This window comes from Nonomuraea sp. NPDC052129, assembly GCF_040680095.1.
In the GTDB taxonomy this organism is placed as follows: Bacteria; Actinomycetota; Actinomycetes; order Streptosporangiales; family Streptosporangiaceae; genus Nonomuraea.
This window is the reverse complement of record NZ_JBFAVX010000007.1, coordinates 256,217-273,595: the sequence shown is the minus strand read 5'-3', so window position 1 is coordinate 273,595 and position 17,379 is coordinate 256,217. Positions and strand designations below refer to the sequence as shown.

Sequence of the window (17,379 nt, the reverse complement as noted above, 5' to 3'; positions counted from 1 at the left end):
GAATCCTCCCGCTTGGCTTAGGTGACTTCGAGCTTCTCGGCGTAGTGACAGGCGGCGCCCTGGTCCTTGTCGAGCAGGTGCACCGAAGGCTCAACGGCCACGCACACGGCGCGTTCGTCATCGGTCAGCTCGGCCCTGAACTTCGGGCACCGGGTACGGAAGCGGCAGCCCGACGGAGGGTCGGCCGGACTGGGGAGATCGCCTTCGAGCAGGATCCGCCGCCGCGAGCGCTCGCGGACCGGGTCGGGCAGCGGGATCGCGGACAGCAACGCCTGCGTGTACGGGTGCGCGGGAGCGTCATAGACGGCGTCCACCTGCCCGATCTCGGCGATCCTGCCCAGATACATGACGGCCACCCGGTCGGCGATGTAGCGCACCACGGCCAGGTCGTGCGCGACGAACAGGTAGGACAGCCCGAGCTCGGCCTTCAGCGCGTCGAGCAGGTTGATCACACCGGCCCGGATCGACACGTCCAGCGCGGAGACCGGTTCGTCGAGCGCCAGGAACCTGGGTTCGAGCGCCAGCGCGCGGGCGATGCCGATGCGCTGCCGCTGTCCGCCGGAGAAGTCCTGCGGGTAACGGGCCGCGTGGGAGGGGTCGAGCCCGACCAGGTCGAGCAGCTCGGCCACCCGGGCGCCCGGATCGCCCTTGCCGTGGGTGCGCAGCGGCTCGGCCAGGATGTCGTAGACGGTCATGCGCGGGTCGAGGGAGGCGAGCGGGTCCTGGAAGACGACCTGCATGTCGCGCCTGATCGCCATCCGTTCGGCGCCGCCGAGGCGGGCGGTGTCGTGCCCGAGCACGACGATGCGGCCCTCCTGCGGTTCGGCCAGCTCCAGGATCTCCATCAGCGTCGTGGTCTTACCGCAGCCCGACTCGCCGACGAGGCCGAGTGTCTCGCCCTCGCGTACGTCGAAGCTGACCCCCTCCACCGCGTGCACGGTGCCGACCCTGTGCTTGAACACCGATCCGCGCAGCAGCGGGTAGCGCTTGACCAGCCCGTCGACCTTCAGCACCGGCTGCCGGTCCTGGCGCGGCCGTGCGTCACGCGGCTCGACGGGGACCGCGTGCTTGGCCGCCACGCGGGGGCGTACGTCCGCCCAGCGGATGCACGCGGCCTGGTGCGCCGGGCCGACGTCGACCAGCGGCGGCTCGGCGGCCTCGCAGGCGTCGATCCGCATCGGGCAGCGCGGCGCGAACGGGCAGCCCGGCGGCAGCGCCGCGGGCGACGGCGGCGCGCCCTCGATGGGCACGAGTGGGTGCCGTCCGTCGGTGTCGACGCGCGGGATGGAGCTGAGCAGTCCGACGGTGTAGGGCATGCGCGGCTCGTAGTAGATGTCGTCCACGCTGCCCACCTCGACCGGGCGGCCCGCGTACATCACCAGCACCCGGTCGGCGAACCCGGCCACCACCCCGAGATCGTGCGTGATCATGACGATCGCGGCGCCCGTCTCCCGCTGGGCCTTCTTCAGCACTTCTAGCACCTGCGCCTGGATGGTGACGTCGAGCGCGGTGGTCGGCTCGTCGCAGATGATCACGTCGGGGTCGTTGGCGATGGCCATCGCGATCACCGCGCGCTGCCGCATCCCGCCGGAGAACTCGTGGGGGAAGGCCAGGGCCCGCTGGGCCGGGTTGGGGATGCCGACCAGGTCGAGCAGTTCGACGGCCATGGCCGCGGCCTGCTTCTTGGTCACCTTCTGGTGGACGCGCACGGCCTCGGCGATCTGGTCGCCGACGCGGTAGACGGGGGTCAGCGCGGACAGCGGGTCCTGGAAGACCATCGACATGGTCTTGCCGCGGAAGGCGGTCAGTTCGCGCTGCCGGGCGCCGATCAGCTCCTTGCCGTGCAGCCGCACCGAGCCGGTGACCGTGGCGCCCGGCGGCAGCAGGCCCATGACCGCGGCCGAGGTGACGGACTTGCCGGAGCCCGATTCGCCGACGATGCCGAGCACCTCGCCCTGGCGTACGGCATAGCTGACGCCGCGTACGGCCGCCACGTCGCCGAAGGAGACGTTGAGGTCGGTGACCTCCAGAACGGGGGTCACCGTGGCCTCCGGGAGGCGGGATCGAAGGCGTCGCGCAGCGCGTCGCCGATGAGGTTGACCGCGAGCACGGTGACCACCAGCAGCCCGGCGACGAACCAGAACGTCCACGGCGCGTAGAGGGCGGTCCGGGAACCGTCGGCGATGAGCGTGCCGAAGGAGACGTCGGGCGGCTGGATGCCGAAGCCGAAGTAGGACAGCGAGGTTTCGGTGAGGATGGCCGCGCTGACATTGAGGGTGGCGTCGACGATCAGCAGCGACGACAGGTTGGGGATGATGTGCCGGAAGATGATGCGCACCGGCGAGACGCCCATGAACCGGGCGGCCTGGATGAACTCCCGCTGCTTCAGCGAGATCGTCATCCCCCTGACGATCTTCGAGGTGACCATCCAGAGGAACAGCGCCAGCATGATCACGAACAGCACCCACTGCCCCGCCCCGAACAGCGGCGACATGACGGCCAGGATCAGGAACGCGGGCAGCACCAGGAGCAGGTCGGCGCCCCAGGTGAGCGTCCGGTCGGTCCAGCCGGGGAAGTAGCCGGCGAACGCCCCGACGACGGCGGCCAGCGCGGTGGACACCAGCGCGGCCAGCAGCCCGACGATCAGCGACTTGCGCATGCCGCGCAGCGTCACCGCGTAGACGTCGGCGCCGGTCTGCAGCGTGCCGAACCAGTGCTCGGCCGACGGCGGGCTGAGGAAGGCGGTGAAGTCCTTGTCGGTGTAGGACCACGGGCTGAGCACCGGCCCGGCGAAGGCCAGCAGGAACAGCAGCACGAGCACGGCGAAGCCGATCCGCCCTTGCGTGGACTGGAAGAACCTCCAGGCGACCACCCGCAGCCGCGAAGGAGCCCGTCTACCGACGAGCAGCGCCGTCATCCGGCCCTCACCCGGGGGTCGAGGGCGGCGTGCAGCAGATCGGCCGCCAGCGACGCGCACAGCACCGCGATCGCGGCGATGAAGGCGATGGCCGCCACGGTGTTGACGTCGTTGGTGAAGATGGAGTTGATCAGTTGTTCGCCCAGCCCGTGCCAGCCGAAGATCTTCTCGGTGAACGTCGCGCCGGTCAGCAGCGCGCCGAAGGTGAACGCGAAGTAGGTCGCGACGGGGATCAGGGCGGTGCGCAGGGCGTGGTGGATGAGCGCCTGGCTCCTGCTCAGCCCTTTGGCCATGGCGGTGCGGACGAAGTCGGCGCCGAGCACGTCGAGCATGGTGTTGCGCTGGTAGCGGCTGAAGACCGCGGCCAGCCCCAGCGACAGCGAGATCGTCGGCAGGATCAGGTGCCGCAGCCGGTCGCTCACGGCCCCCCAGAAGCCGGTGTCGAGCCCGTCGCTGTATTCGCCGCTGACCAGGAAGAGCCGGTGCCCGAAGAGCCGATCGTTGGCCAGGGTGCCGAGCAGGATCAGCATGTTGGCCAGCACGACCACCGGCATCGCGAGCACCAGGAACGACATCCCTGTCGACAACCGGTCGAACCACCCGTACTGCTTGACCGCGGCGGCGGCCCCGACGACCACCCCCAGCAGGCTGCCGAAGATCAGCCCGAGCATGACCAGCCGGAAGGTGACGCCCATGCGCCGTTTGAGGTCCTCGTTGACCGGCGAGCCGGTGACCGTACGGCCGAAGTCGCCCTGCACCACGCCGCCCGCCCACGTCGCGTAGCGCTGGAGCAGCGGCGTGTGGTCGTTGAGGTTGAGCGCGGTGAGCTGGGCGTCCACGACGGCCGGCGGCGGCTTGGGGGTCCGGTCGGCGTAGTTGGAGCGCGGATCGAGGGCGCTGGCCGCGAGCATGTAGGCGAGGCTGGCTGCGACGGCCACGAGCACGAGATAGTTGAGCAGCCTGCGGGCCAGGAACCCCGCCATCGCCCTCCCCTTCGGCGCGCACGATGTGTAGTCATATTGCTACACCATGCGAGCATCGGGGCGCACGGAACTACCAAACTGCAGTCTGCTTAACGTCCGGAAAGTTCGCTGCCTAACGTCCGGAAAGTTCGTCCACGGCCATGCGGACATCGTCGCTGATGATAGTCGTCAGCTCCGCCGAGCTGGCCGACCCGCCACCCCCCGCCAGAGCGGCGAGCCGTACGTCGCGGCGCATGGCCGCGCGCTCGAACAGCGACCTGGCGAAGCGCCCATTGCCGAGCCCGTCGATCAGCCGCTCGTCGCAGACCCAGGCGAAGACCTCGTCGAGGTCGCGCAGCGCCGCCTCGTCGAAGCGGTCGCCCGATTTGTCGGCCAGCAGCACGGCGATCTCGGACAGCTCCCGCGCGGAGTAGCTGGGGAAGGCCACCCGCTGGTTGAACCGGCTGGCCAGGCCGGGGTTGGTGGCCAGGAAGGTGTCCATCTCGCGCTGGTAGCCGGCCAGCACGATGACGAGCCGGTCGCGGTCGTCCTCGGCCCGCTTGAGCAGCGTCTGCACGGCTTCGGCACCGAACGCGTCGCCGCCGGAGTAGCCGGGGTTGACCAGGCTGTAGGCCTCGTCGACGAACAGCACGCCGCCCAGCGCCCGGTCGACCAGCTCGTTGGTCTTGATCGCGGTTGCGCCGAGGTGCTGGCCGACCAGGTCGGCCCGCTGCGCCTCGACCACGTCGGGCCTGGCCAGCAGGCCGAGCGCGGCGAAGATGCGGCCGATGACCCTGGCCACCGTGGTCTTGCCGGTGCCCGGCGGGCCCGCGAACACGAAGTGGCGCGTCTGCGGCGGTGTGGGCAGCCCGCGCTCCTGCCGCATCCGGGCGACCTGGAGCTGGGCGGCGATGGCGTGCACCTGCCGCTTGACCGGCTCGAGCCCGGCCATCCGGTCGAGGTCGGCCAGCGCCTCCTCGATGGTGGGGGTGTCCTCGTAGCCGCGGAAGCGGGCGGTCAGCTCGTCGAACGCCTTGGTCACGTCGGCGGTCGTGGTGGTCACGAGGTCCTCGGTGGTCGGTGTCCCGCCCGCGCCCACGACGCGCACGTCACGGGCCGTCGCGGCGGCCTCGACGAGGCTGCGGACGAACCTGGCGTTGCCCAGCTCGTCGACCAGCCCGCGCCGCTGGACGTCCTCGAACAGGCCGAGCAGCGCGGCGCGCGCGTCGGGCGCCATCGTGTCGCCCCGGTGCCGCTGGAGCACCTCGGTGATCTCCGCCAGCTCACCGGGCGAGTAGCTCGGAAAACGCACCCGGGTGGCGAACCTGCTGGCCAGGCCGGGGTTGCTGGACAGGAACGAGGTCATCTCCTGCTCGTAGCCGGCCAGGATGATGATCAGCCGGTCGCGGTCGTCCTCGGCCCGCTTGAGCAGGGTCTGCACGGCCTCGGCGCCGAACCTGTCGGGCTGGCCGTCGGAGGAGTTGATCAGTCCGTACGCCTCGTCGATGAACAGCACGCCGCCCAGCGCCCGGTCGACCAGCTCGTTGGTCTTGATCGCGGTCGCGCCCAGAAACTCCCCCACCAGGTCGGCCCGCTGCGCCTCGACCACGAAGGGCGTCTCGAGCAGGCCGAACGCGTAGAAGATCTTCGCCACTGTGCGGGCCACGCTGGTCTTGCCCGTGCCCGGCGGGCCGAGGAAGACCAGATGCCTGGTCGGGCGGCCGGCCTTGTAGCCGGCCTCGGCCCGCAGCCGGGACGCCTCGATGGAGGCGGCGATCGAGCGGACCTGCTCCTTGACCGGGGCGAGCCCGATCATGCCTTCCAGCTCGGCCAGCGCCTCCTCGACCGAGATGTCGGGCAGCCCGCCGGCCTTCTCGGGCGGCGCCTCCGGCCGGCCGTCGCGGGCCCTGACCCGGACCTGCTCCTCGGCGCTCAGCGCGTTCCTGGCCCGGCGGGCGGCGATGAAGCGCTGGACGAGGACGGCGGTGGCCGCGCCGTAGGCGACCCAGACCGCGGCGGCGTCGGAGACGAAGGAAATGGCCGCGGCGAGCGCCCCGGCGGGGACGAGCGCCATCAGCACGCTCAGCCACGGCGTCACCCAGCGGATCAGGTGCGCGGCGGCGGCGACGGGCACGGCCAGCATCATCAACAGCGTGGGGGCCAGTGAGGGCGGCGGGAGGAGCGCGTAGAACACCGGCAGCAGCGCGCACCAGCCGATGAGCACCAGCACGGTCGCGGCGGCGCGCGGGAAGCGCAGCGTCAGCGCGAGGAACGCGAGCACCAGCAGAGTGATGAGAAAGGTCTTGAACAGGTCCCAGCCGAGCGCGGCGGCCACGCCGACGGTGGCGATGAGCACGACCACGTGCATCACCCGGCGCATGGCCGGGGGAAGATGGAAATAGCGCAGCCGCACCTGTTCAAACAGATCCCGCGCCGCGGTCCGCCCTGCGGTCTGGGCCCTGCCGGACTCACGCATCACGCCTCCCCGGTCCGCCCCTGGTTATACCGCACCAGACCGACGATTGGGCGGACCTGACACGCTAGGTGCCGGTGACGAATCGTGCGATGTGGCGGCCGAGTTCGCCGCCCGCGTCCTCCTGGAGGAAGTGGCCGGCGCCCTTGATCACCGGATGGGCGCGTCCCGCGGCGCCCGCCATCGACTTCTTGAGGACCGGCCCCATACCTCCCGTTATCGGGTCTCCGTCGGAGAAGGCCACCAAAAAGGGGCGATCGAGCGTGGTGAGGACCTGCCAGGCGGCGCGGTTGGCGGGCGCGGCGGGGTCGTCGGGGGTGATCGGGACGAGCCCCGGCATGGCCTTCGCGGCGGCTTTGTACGACTCGTCAGGGAAGGGGGCGTCGTAGGCGGCGCGCACGGCCGCGGAAAGTTCGGTCTTGCAGCCCGACTGGACGAATCTGGCGATGTCCAGCGCGGGAGCGTTCATCACCGCGTCTTTGAAGCGATGCCACAACTCGGGCATGGGAATGTCACCCGTCGGCAAGCCCGTGTTGGCCGCGACGATCCTGGCGATGCGCTCCGGATGCTCACCGGCGATCCGCAGCCCGATCAGGCCGCCCCAGTCCTGCCCGACCATGGTGACGCCGCTCAGCCCGAGCGCGTCGAACAGCAGCGCGCGGGTCCACTCGACGTGCCTGGCGTAGGTGTGGTCGGCCCGTTCGGCCGGCTTGTCGGAGCGGCCGAAGCCCACCAGATCGACGGCGATGGCCCGCAGCCCGGCCGCCGCCAGCTCGCGCATGACGTGCCGGTAGAGGAAGGACCAGGTCGGCTCGCCGTGCAGCAGCACCACCGGCGGCCCGTCGGCGCGGCCCGTCTCGACGTAGGCCATGCGCAGGCCGTCGGCCACCTCGGCGTAGCGCGGCTCGTAGGGGAAGTCGGGCAGGTCGGCGAAACGCTCTTCGGGGGTACGGAGAGTCCGCATAGAACGATATTCTAGCTAGCGCCTCTGGTGCCGCCCGGGGAACTCCCCCATGAGCACCTGCTTGGGAGTGACCCGCAGCAGATCCGAATCGGCCACGGCGATGCCGCGCACCTCCACCCAATACCTGCGCTGCAGCGGATCGGCGGCGAACACCGCCACCCGTGGATCCGCCTCGACGGCCGCCCGCGCCTGCGTCTCGGCGACCAGTCTGAGCTCTCCCGACGGGGTGACGGTCGCCGCCGTGCCCACGACGCGCGGGCCGAGGGAGTCGCCGAAGGACAGCACGACGCTCCTGGCGTACGTGAACGCCTGGCGTACCTCCGGAGTGAGCGCGACGGACGGGGCGTCGCCGGTGGGCAGGTCGCACATGATCAGTGACGCGCGCCACGGCCCCGGCCCGCCGCGCCACCAGGCGCGCGCGGCGCGCAGCGCGAACACCGCCACCGCCGCGCAGAGCGCGCCGAGCCCGGTCCGCCAGGCCCAGACCAGCCCCAGCAGGCCGCCCGCCGCGCAGGCCACGGACGCCAGCACGACCAGCCCGGTCGCGACCGGCAGCCATCTGTCCTCGCGGTGGCGGACCCGCCGGTAGGAGACCAGCAGCGGGTACGGCACCGCCACCGCGAGCACGGCGGCCCGCGGCTCCACGGCCAGCGCCCCGCACACCAGGGGCACCAGCACCGACCACGTCCTGCCGAGCATGATCCAGAGCGTGACCCCCGTGTTCCGCCTGGCCGTGCGCTCGGCGGGCACCCGGGCGAACTGGGCCAGGGCCCGCATCGGGCTACCGCGCCAGAGCTCGGCCAGCGCGCGCATGCCCGCCGTCACCGGCCAGCCGAGCACCACCACGCCCGCCAGAGCGGCCCACACCGGGTCGAACGCCGTCGGCAGGTCCGGCAGCGCGCCCATCGTCAGCCAGCCCGCGAACGCGGCCACCGACGCGACGGCCGAGGCCAGGGCGGCGCCCAGCCAGGGGTCACGGCCGAGCATGGCGGGGACATAGGACCACACCCCTACTCTGCGCACCTGCCTGAGCGTGATCGGGACGAGCAGGACCAGCACCAGGAGGCCGCCGAGCCGGCCCTCGCGGCCCCGGTCGAAGCCCAGGGCGGCCACGACGATGGCGATCGTCGCGAGCGCGACCAGCAGGCGGGACTGGCGTGACCAGACCTCCAGCGCCCGCCTGGCCCGGCCGCTCTCGCGCGGGTCGATCGGCCAGGCGGGGTCGCGGTGGGCCGGGAGGCGGTCCCAGCGCAGCAGCGTCAGTCCGAGGTTGACGCGGGCCTGCGGATGCGCGGGATCCCGGTCGAGCGCGGTCAGATAGGCGCGCCGGGCGGGCGCGTGCTCGGCGCGGAGCAGCGCCTGGTCGCCGCGGAGCACGTGAGGGGCGGCCTCCTCGGGGGCGTACGCGCGGGCCAGCGCCGCCTGCTCGACGGCCTCGTCCCAGTGGCCGGGGACGCGGCGCAGCGCGGTGCCCAGCCGCAGCCGGGCCGGCCAGGAGCCCAGGGCGAGGCGCACCGCGTGCTCCGCGGGCGCGACCGCGTCGGCGTCGCGGCCCTGGCGTTCCAGCGCGAGGCTGATCAGGCGGTAGGCCCACTCGTTGGCCGGGTCCATGTCGGCGGCCGTGCGAGCGGCCTCCAGCGCGGCTTCCGGGCGGCCCGCCTGGAGTCTGGTGACCGCCTCTTCACACCATTCGCGGGGGGATCTGTCGGTCCTGTCGGCACTTTCGGCGGTCCCCACGGACCCCATGATCGGCTGACCGGACAGAGATGGATAGGCCGGGACATATGGCTGTGTCTCTCTAGAGAGGTGCCTCAGGCCGTGGATCGGCCGATACCGCTGTCCCCGGTGGATGGCATGGCCTAAGCTGCCACGCAAGTTCATGTGGGCCTTGCGTGAGATCGGATCGGCCTGCAAGGAGGCCCCATGACCGTCACTCAGGCCGCCCCGGTCCTCCGGCGCGCGGTTCAGCGACATCGGGACAACCGCTGGTCCATCCTGGTGCTGCTCTGCCTGAGTCTGCTCCTGATCACCGTGGACGCGACCGTCCTGCACATCGCCGTGCCCACCCTCACCGCGGCGCTGGAGCCGACGGCGGTGCAGCTGCTCTGGATCATCGACATCTACTCGCTGGTCGTGGCGCCGCTGCTGCTCCTGTTCGGCACGCTCGGCGACCGCTACGGGCGCAAGCGGCTGGTGCTGGCGGGTTACGTGCTGTTCGGCGTGGCCTCGGCCGTCGCCGCCTTCTCTCCCACTCCGCTGGTCCTCATCCTGGCCAGGGCGCTGCTCGGGGTGGGCGGCGCGATGATCATGCCGGCCACGCTGTCGCTGATCCGCCAGGTCTTCCCCGACCGGCGTGAGCGGGCCATCGCGCTGGGCGTCTGGAGCGCGGTCGCCGCGGCGGGAGCCGCCGTGGGGCCGCTGATCGGCGGGGTGCTCGTCGGCATCTGGTGGGGCGCGGTCTTCCTGATCAACGTGCCCATCCTGCTCGTGCTGCTGCCCGCCGCCGCCCGGCTGCTGCCGGAGTCACGACACCGTGGCGGGCAACCGTGGGACCGTCTCAGCGCCGCGCTGTCCGTGTTCGGCATCCTGGCGGTGGCCTTCGGGCTGAAGGAGGCGGGAGCGGGCAGCCTGATCCCGTTCGGGGCCTCCGTCCTGGTCTTCCTCACCGGAGTGGGGCTGCTCGTCTGGTTCGTCCGGCGGCAGCTGCGGCTGGCCTCGCCGCTGCTGGAGGTCGGGCTGTTCCGGCGGCGTGAGTTCGGCACCGGGGTCGCCGGGGTGCTGCTGGGCGTGTTCGCGCTGGTGGGGCTGCAGCTGATGCTGGCGCAATACCTGCAACTCGTGCTCGGGGACACCCCGCTGCTGGCGGCCGTACGGATGCTGCCGCTGGTGATCTCGGCGATCTGCGGCGGGCTGGCCGCGGCGCACCTGCTGCCCCGGATCGGCCTGCGCGCCACCATGAGCGGCGGGCTCGGCCTCGTCGCGCTCGCCCTCACCCCCACGCTCACCTGGGGCGTCGAGGCGCATCCCGTGATGCTCTCGGTCTGCTTCGTGGGCGTCGGGTTCGGCGTACAGGTGGCGCTGCTCGCCGCGTCCGACACGATCATGTCCTCGGCCCCCGAGGCCCAGGCGGGCGGGGCGGCGGCCATCGAGGAGACCGCCTACGAGCTCGGCGCCGGGCTCGGGGTCGCCGTGCTCGGCACGATCACCACGATCGCCTACGCGCCCGCGTTGCCCGCCGTTCCCGGAGTGTCCGGCGGTGGCATGGACGAGGCCAGGCAGTCTCTCGCCAGCGCCGCGCACGTCGCCGACAAGGTCGGCGGTGGCGCCGGCGGTGCGCTGCTCGACGCCGCCCGGTGGGCCTTTGTCAATGCCCTGCACACGACCGTCGTCGTGAGCGTCGTCCTGCTCAGCCTGACCGCCGTCGCCGTGGCCACGCTGCTGCGCCGTGATTGAGGTGTGTGATGTCCCGCTTAGGGCAGACAACAACCGTGAGACAGTCCCTCCATGATCTCGCTTCCCTGGTCGCCCGCATCGGCGTGGGCGGCATCTGCTTCGCCAACGGCTGGACCAAGCTCGAAGACGGCCTGAACGCCACGGGGGCGAAATTCCTCGCGCAGGGCGCCCCCGCGCCGCGCGCCTGGGCCACGGTCACCATGCTCACCGAGCTGATCGGCGGGGCACTGCTCATCGCCGGACTGATCGTGTCGGTGATGGGGCTGATCCTCTTCGCCGAGTCCCTGGCCGTCTTCCTGATCGCGCCGCCGCTCAACCCGATCACCACGAACGAGCTGATCCTGCTGGGCGTGGCCGCGCTGCTGCTGGCCGTGGTGGGGGCCGGGCGGGTCTCCGTGGACCACCTGGTGGTGATCCGGCGCAGGGAATCGGCGGCGGCGAACGAGTTCGCCGCCGAGACGGAGGCCGACGAGGTCATCGCGGCGCTGCGCGACCCGGACGCTCCCGGGTTCCGCCCGCCCGCCCGGCCCAAGTCCTCAGGGACCTCAGGGACCTCGAGCTCTGGTGGCTCGTCGAGCGGCAAGTCGTCAGGAACGCGGTCGTCGTCGAGTTCGCGCTCCGAGAGCGAGCCGGAGAGCTCCGCGCTGGAGGACACGGCACCACACGCCCGGCCGCGCCGGCCGTCGAGCGAGCCCGGGGACGAGCCCACCTCCTCGCCCGCGTCGGGCGACACGCTCGTGGCCGGGCGCAAGAAGCCCCCGGCCCGCAACCGCCGCACGACCACCGACGAGTGAGCCCCGCCGGGAGCCGGTCACCGCGTCACAGCTCGGCCGTCAGCCGGGCGATCACCCGCATCTTGTTCATCGCGTCCAGGGCGGCGACCTTGTAGGACTCGGCCAGCGTCGGATAGTTGAACACGGCGTTGACCAGGTAGTCGACCGTGCCGCCGCAGCCCATGACGGTCTGCCCGATGTGGACGAGCTCGGTGGCGCCCGTGCCGAACACGTGGACGCCCAGCAGCCGCCGGTCCTCGGAGGAGACCAGCAGCTTGAGCATCCCGTAGGAGTCGCCGATGATCTGCCCGCGAGCCAGCTCCCGGTAGCGCGAGATGCCCACCTCGAAGGGGATCTTGTCCCGGGTCAGGTCGTCCTCGGACTTCCCGACGAAGCTGATCTCCGGGATGGTGTAGATGCCGATCGGCGGCAGCTCGTTCGTCTCCGCGACCGGCTCGCCGCAGGCGTGCTGCGCGGCCAGCCGACCCTGCTCCATCGAGGTGGCGGCCAGTGCGGGGAAGCCGATGACGTCGCCGACGGCGTAGATGTGCGGGACGGGCGTGGCGTAGTTCTCGTCCACCTTGATCCGGCCCCGGTCGTCGGCGGCGAGCCCGGCCGCCTCCAGGCACAGCTCCTCGGTCTTTCCCTGACGGCCGGCCGAGTACATGACGCAGTCGGCGGGGATCTTCTTCCCGCTCTCCAGTACGGTCAGCGCCCCACGGGGCCGCCGCTCGACCGCGGCGACGTTCTCCCCGAACCTGAAGGTGACGGCCAGGTCCCGCAGGTGGTACTTCAGCGCCTCCACGATCTCCAGATCGCAGAACTCCAGCATCCGGTCGCGCCGCTCGACCACGGTCACCTTGGTGCCCAGCGCCGCGAACATCGAGGCGTACTCGATGCCGATCACCCCCGCCCCGACGACGACCAGAGTCTCGGGCACCCGGTCGAGGTGCAGGATCGCGTCGGAGTCGATGACCGTCCTGTCGTCGAACTCCACACTGGACGGACGGGCCGGCGAGGTGCCCGTGGCGATCACGATCTTGTCGGCCGTGACCTTCTTCTCCTCAACGTCGCCGGTGATCCCGATGGTGTGCGGGTCGAGGAACCGGCCGGTTCCCTGCAGCATCGTCACGTGGTTGCGGCCGAGCTGGCTGCGGATCACCTGGATCTCGCGGCCGATCACATGCTGGGTGCGCATGCCGAGGTCGGCGACCGTGATCTCTTCCTTCACCCGGTAGCTCGCCCCGTACAGCTCCCGCTGGTTGAGGCCCGTGAGATAGAGGACCGCCTCGCGCAGGGTCTTGGAGGGGATCGTCCCGGTGTTGATGCACACGCCGCCGAGCATGTGCATCTTCTCTACGACCGCGACCCGCTTGCCGAGCTTCGCCGCGGCGATCGCTGCCTTCTGCCCGCCGGGGCCGGTCCCGAGTACGAGGACATCAAAATCAAAAGGGGCCACACATCAAGTGTCCACCTATCAGGACATCGCCGCCATGACACGATCGACGATTCCCTGGCTGCCCTCCTGGCGGGCGCAGTGGGCACAGCAGTACCAGTGATCGCCCGACTGGACTCCGTGCCCGATCACCCGGGTGCCGCAGTGCTCGCAGATGGGCGCCATGGACTGGATGGCGCACTGGAAGGAGTCGAACGTGTGCACCGCCCCCTGGGCGTGCACCTCGAAGGACATGTCGTAATCGTTGCCACACGCTTCGCAGACGGCCATGGCCGGGGAATACCCGCTTCCCCCTCCTCATTGCCTCAACGGACGGCAATTTTCCGTCCGTACGCCGAGGTAGCCGATCACCAGGGGCACGGCCAGCAGTCCCAGTGCGGCGAGCGCGCCGGGCAGGCCGACCCGGGCCGTCAGGGCGGCCACGAGCAGCGGGCTGATGACGAACCCGGTGTAGGAGATCGCGGAGACCGTGGACACCAGCGCCCCGCTCGCGTCGTCGGCCGCCGCGCGGCTGAGCACGGCGGGCACCAGCGGCCCGAGCGCGAGCCCGGTCAGCGCGAACCCCGCCATCGAGGCCAGGACCGAGCCGCCGAGCCCCGCCAGCGCCATGCCCGCGACGCCGCCCACCCCGCTCGCCAGGTAGAACGTTCGTAGCGTGAGCCGGGGCAGCGCGTGCGCGATGATCCGGCCCAGTGTGAGCGCCGCCATGTAGACGGCCGGGGCCGCGCTCGCCACCAGTGCCGAGGCCCCCCGATGGTCTTCGAGCAGCAGCACCGACCACTGTTCGACCGAGTTCTCGATGATCAGCACGCACGCGGCCAGCGCGCCGAGCACGATGGCGACCTTCCACCGCCGCCTTCCACTCGCTCCCCCGGCGGCGGGCAGTCCCCGGCCCATGCGCAGGGCGGTCAGGGACAGCGACGAGGCGAGTACGAGGACCGCCGCCGTCACCAGCACCGCGCCGGTGCCCATACCCAGCGACCGGGCCAGCCCGGTGGCGGGAGCCGCGACGATCACGGCGACCGGGAAGGCGGCGTGCACCGCCTGGAACAGCCGGCGCCCGCCCTCCCGCTCGACCCGGCCGGTGGCCATGTTCAGGGCGATGTCGAGCGCCCCGCTGGCCATGCCGACCAGGAGCAGCGTCAGCCCGAGCGCCACCGGCGAGCCGACGGGCGCGATGGCCGCCACGCTCAGCGCGAAGGCCACCGTGACCGCGATCAGCGCCGTACGCTCCCTGCCGCCGGCCAGCCGCCCGGCCACCGCCATGGCCGGAATCGCCCCCACCGGCACCGCGCTCAGTGCCAGCCCGAGGTCGGCCGTGGACGCGCCGAGTTGCTCCTTGATCGCCGGTAGCAGCGCTGACCAGGAGCCCCAGAACCCGCCCCAGGCGGCGCTGACCGCGATGAGCGGTATGCCGCGTTCCTTCACCAACCCCCCTCGGCGTGCATTACGGTTGTGTGCCAGTAAAGATCGTCAATGTCCTAAATAACCTCTATCGAAGGGTTTATCGTGCTCACGCGAACGGTCATCGCGGCCAGTCTGGCCGCCGCCGGGATCGCCACTACCCCCGCAGCCGCCACTGCCGCCCCCACCGCTCCGGTCAGCGCCGCCGCCTCCGCGAGCGCCGCCCCGTACTCGCCGGAGCGGGTGTGCGGCTCTGGTTTCCGCCGGGTCAAGGACGGTCACCGCGCGATGAGGACGCGCGAGGGCGCGGTGTTCGGACACGTGTACCTCATGTATAACAAGCGCTCCGGGAAGAACTGCGTGGCCGCCATCAAGACGGCCTACCTCAGCACCAAGACCACCACGGGCGCCAGCATCGAGGTGCGGGGCGGCGGCCGGTCCGAGGACGTGCAGAAGTACCGCTTCTACGCCGAGACCGGTCACGTCGACGGCAGCTGGAAGTGCGTGAAGTACTGGGGCTGGACCCGCGACCCCAGCGGCCGCGTCGAGGCCCGCGGCGGCCGCAGCTCCTGGGGCAACTGCGCCGGCTGACCCCCACCGGCCCGTCCGCGCCGACCGCGCGGACGGGCCCGTCTGCGGGCGTCCCGGCCCTCCGGTGAACGCCTCGGGCGGCATGTAGCCGGGCGTCCCCGCCACCTCCCCGGTCTTGGTCAGCGACATGTCGTGCGTACGGGCGATGCCGAAGTTGTCACACATCGGCGCCCTGTCGCGTCTTCCTCGTGTCACGACTACCCGATGGAGGTCCCCATGTCTCAGCGGCTCAACGTCATGAAGCTCGCCCCCGAGGCCTACCAGGCGTTCTTCGCCGTGGAGAAGTATCTGCACGCGTGCGGGCTGCCGGTCGGCACGATTGAGCTGGTCAAGCTGCGGGCCAGCCAGATCAACGGCTGCGGCTACTGTGCCGACATGCACAGCCGTGCCATGAAGCAGGCGGGCGAGAGCGACGAGCGGCTCTGGTCCGTGGCCACCTGGCGCGAGGCGACGGTCTACAGCCCGGCGGAGAAGGCCGCGCTCGCGCTGACCGAGGAGGCGACCAGGCTGGCCGACCGGGCGGCCGTCCCTGACGAGGTGTGGCAGGAGGCGGCCGAACACTACGACGAGCAGCAGCTCGCCTCGCTGATCGTGGCCATCGCGATGATCAACGCCTGGAACCGGATCGGCGTCACGGCCAGGCTCACGCCCGGCGCCTGAGTAATTCTGCCGGGGGGAGACGCCTCCCCCGGTAGAAATGCATGGAACGGCCGGACGGCCCCGGTTAGGTTGTGGCACATGGCGGCTGCAACTCGCCGCCAAGCCACCGTCAAGCGGTGGCGCGCACAGTGCACGTAGAGGCTGTCGAAGGCGAGCGCGAGAGGGGGCAGATCATGAGACGCGTGCGGATCGTCAAGTCGGCGAAGCGGCGACAGGACCGGAACACGGGCCTGGACCTGCGGTCCCCATCGGGCCGCCGACTCCCTTACTGAATCGCCACTTACACCTATCTTACCGAGGCAGCTGTAGATAACATAGGTAACAAGAACGTCACGGGGGGCTCACGATGAAGAGACTAGTGGTGGTGCCGCCACACGTCGCCCGGCACAAGATCCGCGACATCCGGTCGGGAGAGCGCCACAGGCCCGTCGTGCGCGAGCACGACCCCAAGGTCGTCGATCTCCAAGCCTACAGTGGCCGCAACGTCATCCGGCTCCCCGACGGCCCCACCCCCGCCGCCTGATTCCCGACGGTCAGCCGTAGAGCTTCTTGGTGTAGGTCTCGCCGTAGTAGCTCTCCAGCTGCTCGAGCGTCTCCTCGACCTTCTGCACGTCCTTGACCAGGGTCGCGTGCGAGGGCAGCGCGTCGGACTCCCAGCTGTCGGGCTTCCACAGCGCCGAGCGCAGGAACGCCTTGGCGCAGTGGAAGAAGATCTGCTCGATCTCCACCACGAGCGCCAGGCGCGGGCGGTGGCCCTTGACGATCATGTCGTCGAAGAACGGCGCCTCGCTGATCAGCCGGGCGCGGCCGTTGATCCGCAGCGTCTCGTTGCGCCCAGGGATCAGGTAAATCAACCCCACGTGCGGATTTTTCAGGACATTGCGGAAGCCGTCCGCCCGGCGGTTGCCCGGCCGGTCGGGGATGGCGATCGTGGTGTCGTCGATGACGTACGTGAACCCGGCCGGGTCACCCTTGGGCGAGACGTCACAGGTGCCGTCGGCGTCGGAGGTGGCGATCAGGCAGAACGGCGAGCTCGCCAGCCACTGCCTGTCGCGCTCGTGCAGCTTCGGCCGGTCCTTGGTGGCCGCGCGCGGCATTACCTCGCCCAGTAGTTCGCGCAGCTCCGCTTCCGACTCGATCTCCACCCAGCTCATGCCGTCTCCCTTCGGGGGTTTGGCCAATTCTCTCAGGGAATCGGGTGGAGCATCCGATGAGGGGTACGCAAGGCAACGCTGACCGGATCGTTCCTGATGCCCTTCAGACCCGGTCCGGGGCGTACCTCCGTCTCCCCGATCGGCACCTGCACGTCACAGGCGGCGCAGCGGGCGGCACCGTCGATACGGGAGCCGCAGGCCAAGTGGTGGAAGACGCGGCACGGGCCGGTCCCGGACAGGTGGCGCTCGCCCCACGCGGCCAGGGCCAGGACCGGCGGCCAGAGCTCGTGGCCCACGGGAGTCAGGACGTACTCCTCGCGCGGCGGCGAGTCCTGGTAGCGGCGCTTGTCGAGGACGCCCGCCTCGACGAGCGTGGCCAGCCGTTGCGAGAGCACCGCGCGGGGGATGTCCAGGTGGGTGAGGAAGTCGCCGAAGCGCCGTACGCCGTACATCGCGTCGCGCACCACCAGCAGCGTCCAGCGCTCGCCGATCACCTCCAGCGCCCTGGCCAGCGAGCAGTCCTGAGCGTCGTAGTTCTTACCCAGCGCCATGAGACTCCCTCGGTTCGTTCA

Annotated in this window: 16 protein-coding genes; 5 read left to right on the top strand and 11 right to left on the bottom strand. The window is 71.0% G+C overall.

Features of this window, described 5'->3' with window-relative positions:
• Positions 1-17: 17 nt before the first annotated feature.
• The 6 genes from AB0L53_RS19285 to AB0L53_RS19260 all read right to left on the bottom strand — a co-directional run bounded on the left by AB0L53_RS19285 (position 18) and on the right by AB0L53_RS19260 (position 9,062).
• Complete coding sequence (locus AB0L53_RS19285; RefSeq protein ID WP_363995244.1) at positions 18-2,042, bottom strand: ABC transporter ATP-binding protein; 2,025 nt, start codon at positions 2,040-2,042, stop codon at positions 18-20.
• Complete coding sequence (locus tag AB0L53_RS19280; protein WP_363995241.1) at positions 2,039-2,917, bottom strand: ABC transporter permease; 879 nt, start codon at positions 2,915-2,917, stop codon at positions 2,039-2,041. Before AB0L53_RS19280 ends, AB0L53_RS19285 begins: the two co-directional genes overlap by 4 nt.
• Positions 2,914-3,900: an ABC transporter permease gene (locus AB0L53_RS19275; protein ID WP_363995238.1), complete on the bottom strand. Its 987-nt coding sequence runs from the start codon at positions 3,898-3,900 to the stop codon at positions 2,914-2,916. The genes AB0L53_RS19280 and AB0L53_RS19275 overlap by 4 nt, the downstream gene beginning before the upstream one ends.
• Before the next feature lie 112 nt (positions 3,901-4,012).
• Positions 4,013-6,355: an AAA family ATPase gene (locus tag AB0L53_RS19270; protein WP_363995235.1), complete on the bottom strand. Its 2,343-nt coding sequence runs from the start codon at positions 6,353-6,355 to the stop codon at positions 4,013-4,015.
• Between the two features lie 64 nt (positions 6,356-6,419).
• Positions 6,420-7,316, bottom strand: a complete 897-nt coding sequence (locus AB0L53_RS19265) for a haloalkane dehalogenase (protein WP_363995232.1) — start codon at positions 7,314-7,316, stop codon at positions 6,420-6,422.
• 15 nt (positions 7,317-7,331) lie between these two features.
• On the bottom strand, positions 7,332-9,062 hold the full coding sequence (locus AB0L53_RS19260) for a hypothetical protein (RefSeq protein WP_363995229.1): 1,731 nt from the start codon (positions 9,060-9,062) through the stop codon (positions 7,332-7,334).
• Positions 9,063-9,239: 177 nt separating this feature from the next.
• Here AB0L53_RS19260 and AB0L53_RS19255 point away from each other — a divergent pair, with 177 nt between their 5' ends.
• Positions 9,240-10,769 carry an MFS transporter gene (locus AB0L53_RS19255; RefSeq protein ID WP_363995226.1) on the top strand — a complete coding sequence of 510 codons (1,530 nt, stop codon included), beginning with the start codon at positions 9,240-9,242 and terminating at the stop codon, positions 10,767-10,769.
• A gap of 35 nt (positions 10,770-10,804) precedes the next feature.
• On the top strand, positions 10,805-11,563 hold the full coding sequence (locus AB0L53_RS19250; RefSeq protein WP_363995223.1) for a DoxX family protein: 759 nt from the start codon (positions 10,805-10,807) through the stop codon (positions 11,561-11,563).
• 25 nt (positions 11,564-11,588) lie between these two features.
• Here AB0L53_RS19250 and sthA read toward each other — a convergent pair whose 3' ends face one another.
• The 3 genes from sthA to AB0L53_RS19235 are packed head-to-tail and all read right to left on the bottom strand — an operon-like array spanning position 11,589 to position 14,426.
• The gene (gene sthA / locus AB0L53_RS19245) at positions 11,589-13,001 is read right to left on the bottom strand and encodes a Si-specific NAD(P)(+) transhydrogenase (RefSeq protein ID WP_363995220.1); all 1,413 of its coding nucleotides are present in this window, start codon (positions 12,999-13,001) and stop codon (positions 11,589-11,591) included.
• Between the two features lie 18 nt (positions 13,002-13,019).
• Entirely contained in the window at positions 13,020-13,268 is a 249-nt protein-coding gene (locus tag AB0L53_RS19240) for a hypothetical protein (RefSeq protein WP_363995217.1), read from the bottom strand.
• 27 nt (positions 13,269-13,295) lie between these two features.
• On the bottom strand, positions 13,296-14,426 hold the full coding sequence (locus AB0L53_RS19235; RefSeq protein ID WP_363995214.1) for an MFS transporter: 1,131 nt from the start codon (positions 14,424-14,426) through the stop codon (positions 13,296-13,298).
• An 81-nt stretch (positions 14,427-14,507) separates the two neighbouring features.
• Here AB0L53_RS19235 and AB0L53_RS19230 point away from each other — a divergent pair, with 81 nt between their 5' ends.
• From AB0L53_RS19230 to AB0L53_RS19220, 3 genes are all read left to right on the top strand, one after another.
• Positions 14,508-14,993: a hypothetical protein gene (locus tag AB0L53_RS19230; protein ID WP_363995211.1), complete on the top strand. Its 486-nt coding sequence runs from the start codon at positions 14,508-14,510 to the stop codon at positions 14,991-14,993.
• 216 nt (positions 14,994-15,209) lie between these two features.
• Positions 15,210-15,653 carry a carboxymuconolactone decarboxylase family protein gene (locus tag AB0L53_RS19225; protein ID WP_363995208.1) on the top strand — a complete coding sequence of 148 codons (444 nt, stop codon included), beginning with the start codon at positions 15,210-15,212 and terminating at the stop codon, positions 15,651-15,653.
• A gap of 346 nt (positions 15,654-15,999) precedes the next feature.
• Entirely contained in the window at positions 16,000-16,176 is a 177-nt protein-coding gene (locus tag AB0L53_RS19220) for a hypothetical protein (RefSeq protein WP_357940229.1), read from the top strand.
• 10 nt (positions 16,177-16,186) lie between these two features.
• Here the strand turns inward: AB0L53_RS19220 and AB0L53_RS19215 are convergent, their stop codons facing one another.
• Complete coding sequence (locus AB0L53_RS19215; protein ID WP_363995205.1) at positions 16,187-16,807, bottom strand: pyridoxamine 5'-phosphate oxidase family protein; 621 nt, start codon at positions 16,805-16,807, stop codon at positions 16,187-16,189.
• A 32-nt stretch (positions 16,808-16,839) separates the two neighbouring features.
• Complete coding sequence (locus tag AB0L53_RS19210) at positions 16,840-17,358, bottom strand: helix-turn-helix domain-containing protein (RefSeq protein ID WP_363995202.1); 519 nt, start codon at positions 17,356-17,358, stop codon at positions 16,840-16,842.
• Positions 17,359-17,379: the final 21 nt, after the last annotated feature.

Bases quoted from the DNA above. Each gene is read 5' to 3' on its own strand.
- AB0L53_RS19280 (WP_363995241.1), bottom strand. From the start codon at position 2,917: ATGACGGCGCTGCTCGTCGGTAGACGGGCTCCTTCGCGGCTGCGGGTG.
- AB0L53_RS19275 (WP_363995238.1), bottom strand. From the start codon at position 3,900: ATGGCGGGGTTCCTGGCCCGCAGGCTGCTCAACTATCTCGTGCTCGTG.
- AB0L53_RS19270 (WP_363995235.1), bottom strand. From the start codon at position 6,355: ATGCGTGAGTCCGGCAGGGCCCAGACCGCAGGGCGGACCGCGGCGCGG.
- AB0L53_RS19265 (WP_363995232.1), bottom strand. From the start codon at position 7,316: ATGCGGACTCTCCGTACCCCCGAAGAGCGTTTCGCCGACCTGCCCGAC.
- AB0L53_RS19260 (WP_363995229.1), bottom strand. From the start codon at position 9,062: ATGGGGTCCGTGGGGACCGCCGAAAGTGCCGACAGGACCGACAGATCC.
- AB0L53_RS19255 (WP_363995226.1), top strand. From the start codon at position 9,240: ATGACCGTCACTCAGGCCGCCCCGGTCCTCCGGCGCGCGGTTCAGCGA.
- AB0L53_RS19240 (WP_363995217.1), bottom strand. From the start codon at position 13,268: ATGGCCGTCTGCGAAGCGTGTGGCAACGATTACGACATGTCCTTCGAG.
- AB0L53_RS19225 (WP_363995208.1), top strand. From the start codon at position 15,210: ATGTCTCAGCGGCTCAACGTCATGAAGCTCGCCCCCGAGGCCTACCAG.
- AB0L53_RS19220 (WP_357940229.1), top strand. From the start codon at position 16,000: ATGAAGAGACTAGTGGTGGTGCCGCCACACGTCGCCCGGCACAAGATC.
- AB0L53_RS19215 (WP_363995205.1), bottom strand. From the start codon at position 16,807: ATGAGCTGGGTGGAGATCGAGTCGGAAGCGGAGCTGCGCGAACTACTG.
- AB0L53_RS19210 (WP_363995202.1), bottom strand. From the start codon at position 17,358: ATGGCGCTGGGTAAGAACTACGACGCTCAGGACTGCTCGCTGGCCAGG.